This window comes from Microbacterium sp. CPCC 204701 (assembly GCF_004010105.1).
Classification (GTDB): Bacteria; Actinomycetota; Actinomycetes; order Actinomycetales; family Microbacteriaceae; genus Microbacterium.
Window position 1 is genome coordinate 1 of the sequence record NZ_RRYE01000254.1, and the last position, 4,505, is coordinate 4,505.

The following is a 4,505-nucleotide window of genomic DNA, read 5'->3' on the forward strand; positions in this document are numbered from 1 at the left end:
CGGGCGCGGCCGCGGCTGACGAGTCCGGACCATACGGGTCGGCGCTCGGCGCGGCGATGACCGGCGCAGAGGGCCGGCCCGCGGCATTCAGCGCCATCGTCACGACCCGTCCGTCGCCCCAGCAGCTCGCCACGAGGAAGCGGCCGTCGGGTGACACCGCGACGTGGCACACGGCCTCACCCGCGGCCACGGGATCGCCGAGCCGGGCGAACGTCGCCTCGCCCGTGCGACGGAACGCCTGCACCTGCCGCCGATGCTCGAGCACCGCGTACACGACGTCCAGGCTCGGGTGCGGCGCGAGCCACGACGGAGAGTCGGTCGCTGCCACCTCGGCGGCGTAGGCCAGGGGTCCGCCGGCCGAGGCGTCGTCGGCGGCGCCGGCCCGCAGCATCCCGATTCCCGACGCGTTGCCGCCCGAGTCGGCGGTGTACCCGCCCAGCCAGAACCGCATCAGTCGATGAGGTCGTGCCGCACGATGACGGCGTCGCGCGCGGCGCCGACGCCGATCACCGAGATCCGGGTGCCGCTCATGGCCTCGAGGGCGAGCACGTAGTCCTGCGCCTCGATCGGAAGGTCCTCGAAAATGCGGGCGCCAGAGATGTCGCGCTTCCAGCCGGGGAAGTACTCGAGGATGGGCTTGGCGTGGTGGAAGTCGGACTGGTTCGCGGGCACTTCGTCGAACCGCACGCCGTCGACGTCGTACGCGACGCACACCGGGATCTGGTCGAGCCCGGTGAGGATGTCGAGCTTGGTCAGCACCAAATCGGTGATGCCGTTGATGCGGGTCGCGTAGCGCGTGATGGGCGCGTCGTACCAGCCGACGCGGCGCGGGCGGCCTGTGGTGGTGCCGAACTCGAAGCCGCGCGAGCGCAGCCATTCGCCCTGCTCGTCGAACAGCTCGGTGGGGAAGGGGCCGGAGCCCACGCGTGTCGTGTAGGCCTTGACGATGCCGACGATGCGGTCGAGGCGGTTCGGCCCGATGCCGGATCCGGTCGATGCGCCGCCCGCCGTCGCCGACGACGACGTCACGAACGGGTACGTGCCGTGGTCGACGTCGAGCATCGTCGCCTGGCCGCCTTCGAACACCACGACGTCGCCGCGATCGAGCGCGTCGTTCAGCAGCAGCGCGGTGTCGTCGACCATCGGCCGCAAGCGCTCGGCGTACGACAGCAGGTCGTCGACGATCTCGTCGCACGTGATGGCGCGGCGGTTGAACACCTTCACGAGGAGGTGGTTCTTCTGGTCGAGGGCGCCTTCGACCTTCTGCCGCAGGATGTTCTCGTCGAAGAGGTCCTGCACGCGGATGCCGACGCGGTTGATCTTGTCGGCGTACGCGGGGCCGATGCCACGGCCCGTCGTGCCGATCTGCCGTTTGCCGAGGAAGCGCTCGGTGACCTTGTCGAGCGTGCGATGGTAGTGCGTGATGAGGTGAGCGTTGGCGCTGACCTTGAGTCGCGAGGTGTCGACGCCGCGCGCGTGCAGCGCCTCGAGCTCGGCGAACAGCACCTCGAGGTCGACGACCACGCCGTTGCCGATCACCGCGTTCACGCCGGGGGAGAGGATGCCGGAGGGCAGGAGGTGCAGCGCATACTTCTCGTCGCCGATCACGACCGTGTGACCGGCGTTGTTGCCGCCGTTGAACTTGACGACCCAGTCGGTGCGCTCACCGAGCAGGTCGGTGGCCTTGCCCTTGCCCTCGTCTCCCCACTGGACTCCGACGATGACGATGCCTGGCATGGGCTACTCCCCCGTTTACTGGACGGTTACACCCCATCCTATCGATGCGGTGTGACCCCGCCGATATGGTGTGCGTATGACGCGGACCCCGGCCTGGATGGCTTCGCCCCAGTGGGCGCTGATCTGGTCCGTGCTCCGCCTCGCGATGGCGGCGCTCATCGCCTCGGCCGTCGTCGCGCAGCTCGTGCGCTCGGTGTCGAGCGCGATCGACGCCGACCGCCACGTCTTCACGATCGTCGCGAACTTCTTCAGCTTCTTCACGATCCTCTCCAACGTCTCGGCGGCCGTGGTGCTGACCGTGGCCGCCCTGTGGTTCTTCACGCGCGGGCGGGGAAAGGACGCCGAACCGCCCGCCATCGCGGCCGCGCTGGCCTGCGTGACCACGTACATGGTGATCACGGGCATCGTCTACAACACGCTGCTGCGCGGCTACGACCTCGAGCCCGGCTCCATCGTGCCGTGGTCGAACGAGGTGCTGCACCTCATCGGACCGCTGTTCCTGCTCGCCGACCTGTTCGTCGGCCCTCTGCGCCGCGCGCTGGCGTGGCGCGCAGTCTGGGCGATCGTGGCGTTCCCGATCGTGTGGGTCGCCTACACGATGCTCCGTGCACCCTTCATCACGAATCCCGGCACCGGCGCCCCCTTCTGGTATCCGTACCCGTTCCTGAATCCGAACAACGCGGACCTGCAGCCGGTCAGCGGATATCCGGGCGTGGTGCTCTACGTCATCGGGATCTCGGCCGCGATGCTGGCGGTCGGCGCCCTCGTGGTGTGGTGGGGCCGCCGCGTCGGCCGACCGATGCCGCACCCCGGTGCATCCGTCGATGCCGCCGGCTCTTCGGCGGTCTCCCCCTGACGCCAGCCGCACGGCGCTCGAACACGGCCCAGGACGACCTCGGGCGCACCGGCTGCAGTCCGGCGCGCCCGCGGTGACCCACAGTTGCGGGGAGAACCCGTGGCCCCAGCCCAAGGGCTCCCCAGCGGGCAATCGGTCTGGCCCCCAGTGCCGTGCGCTGCCCGATATCAACGTAGCGTGTCCCCCTTAAGGGGGACACGCCGGCCGCCTGTTCTCCGAGCGAACTTTCAGGATTCAGGCCTCCGGAGACACGGCCGGACGCGGCGTCCGGATGCCGCTCTCACCGACCGAGGCGGTCGGACTACTCGGGCAGTGACTCCCACACGGGAGGACCTGCCGGTCGCGCCAGGGCGTCGTCGTCGAGTTCACGCCGACGAAGGATCGAGCTCTCGCGCCATAGCAGGTAGCCGCCGGTCCAGACCAGCATCACCGCGATGAGCGCGATGCACGGGAACAGGACGATGAAGTCCAGCGCCGTTCCGATGGGGGGCGCGCCCGGCATCGCGGCGCGGAGTGCTGGGAATGAGAGCATGGTCGCCGACAGCCAGATCACGTTGGCGAACTCGAGATTGCGTCGGAGAATGGCGCCGCCGATGATGACGACCGCCATGAGCGTGGTGATCAGGATCACCAGGACATAGAACGCCACGAGCGTCACGCTCAGCGCATCGCGATGGCCGTCGATCGTCACCGGATAAACCTGACCACCCGCCTCGGCGGCCGCGGCGCCCACCGAGGCGGTCAGCACCCACGGGCGCGCGGAGTTCGACATCTCCACGACGAATGGCACGCTGCGCCCGGTCTCATCATTCTGGACGTTCAGCTGGAAGTCCGCGAACGGACGGTCGAACGGATAAGTGCTGTCACCGCGATCCAGGAGCAGGCTGACGGCGGTCGGGTCGACGATCGACTCACCCGGGTAAGCCACGACGGTCGACGTCACGCCGCCGCTGGACACTTCGATCCGGACGCTCTCAGACATCTCGCCGGCCTTGTCGCCGACGAGGTCGCCGTGCGGGATGGGCAGGATGTTGGCCAGCAGCACACGGTTGGTGAGGTCGACGTCCTGCACACGCATCTGCAGCGTGAGGTAGTCCTCACGCTGGGTGTCGTTCTCCCCCGCAATCGGCACGTCCGTCGACGTGTCGAGGATGCCGGATGCCACGACCATCACGTAATACACGGCGAGGAGCAGCAGCGCGATCCCGAGGATCCATGGGGCCGCGTTGCGCCGCTTTCGTAAGAAGGTCTTGCCAGATGCGTCAGGTGTCGTCATGGATTCTCTCCAGGTGAGCCGTTGGATGAGCGAGAGTCGGTGCCGCTCCGCTGGCGACCGGCGTGCGTCGCAGCCAGGGCGAACAGGAACATGGCCAGAAGTGGGAGGAAGGCCTCGGGCAGGCGGGTCATCTCGAAGGTTGTGAGCGCAGCGGCGAGCGCTTGGGAACCATCGTCGGGGCCTATCGGGACGGTCGATGTGGTGGCGTTGCCCTGTCCTGGGCGGGACGAGGCGACCGACAGCTGCTGGCGCGCGACGGCTGGCGCGTTGAGTGCATCCACGCGGAGGCGGATGTCGAGTTCGGCGGAGTCGCCCGGCGCGAGGGCCACCGTGCAGGTGAACGACGTGGTGAGGACGACGCACTCGCCGTCCGGGGCGACGTGCACTCCGCGGTACCCGGTCCCCCGGGTCACCGTTCCGCTGATCGTCACCGCCTCGGTGCCGTCCGACAGGTTCGGCCCCACGGTGCCTCGCATCGTGGCCACGGTGCCGGGAGTCAGCTGAGCGCTGGAGAACCGCACGTCAAGTGACAGCGCGCGTCCGGCCACTGTTCGAGGCTCCGCGTTCCGTTCGGGAGCCGGCTCGGGCGCGGGCGTCGGCGGCAGGGGAGCGGGGCGCGGAGCGGGCGCTGGGGGC

The 4,505-nt window shown here is 69.1% G+C and carries 4 protein-coding genes and 1 pseudogene; 1 reads left to right on the forward strand and 4 read right to left on the reverse strand.

Annotation, left to right across the window (positions count from 1 at the left end; genetic code table 11):
* On the reverse strand, positions 1–451 hold a 451-nt coding region (locus tag EIO58_RS13245; protein ID WP_164861694.1), incomplete at its 3' end, for a lactonase family protein.
* Entirely contained in the window at positions 451–1,737 is a 1,287-nt protein-coding gene (locus tag EIO58_RS13250; protein WP_127819936.1) for an adenylosuccinate synthase, read from the reverse strand. The genes EIO58_RS13250 and EIO58_RS13245, both read right to left, overlap by 1 nt.
* A 76-nt stretch (positions 1,738–1,813) precedes the next feature.
* On the opposite strand from EIO58_RS13250, the gene EIO58_RS13255 reads away from it, so the two are divergent.
* Complete coding sequence (locus EIO58_RS13255) at positions 1,814–2,593, forward strand: Pr6Pr family membrane protein (RefSeq protein ID WP_342447981.1); 780 nt, start codon at positions 1,814–1,816, stop codon at positions 2,591–2,593.
* 301 nt (positions 2,594–2,894) lie between these two features.
* On the opposite strand, the gene EIO58_RS13260 is transcribed toward EIO58_RS13255, so the two are convergent.
* Both EIO58_RS13260 and EIO58_RS13265 read right to left on the reverse strand, forming a co-directional pair.
* A complete protein-coding gene (locus tag EIO58_RS13260; protein ID WP_127819937.1) occupies positions 2,895–3,869 on the reverse strand; it encodes a DUF4436 family protein in 975 nt (324 codons plus the stop codon).
* Positions 3,866–4,505: pseudogene (locus EIO58_RS13265) on the reverse strand (hypothetical protein); the annotation flags it as partial. The pseudogene EIO58_RS13265 and the gene EIO58_RS13260, both read right to left, overlap by 4 nt.

Excerpts from the sequence above, each read along its gene's own strand:
- EIO58_RS13255 (WP_342447981.1), top strand. The coding sequence starts at position 1,814 with ATGACGCGGACCCCGGCCTGGATGGCTTCGCCCCAGTGGGCGCTGATC.
- EIO58_RS13250 (WP_127819936.1), bottom strand. The coding sequence starts at position 1,737 with ATGCCAGGCATCGTCATCGTCGGAGTCCAGTGGGGAGACGAGGGCAAG.
- EIO58_RS13260 (WP_127819937.1), bottom strand. The coding sequence starts at position 3,869 with ATGACGACACCTGACGCATCTGGCAAGACCTTCTTACGAAAGCGGCGC.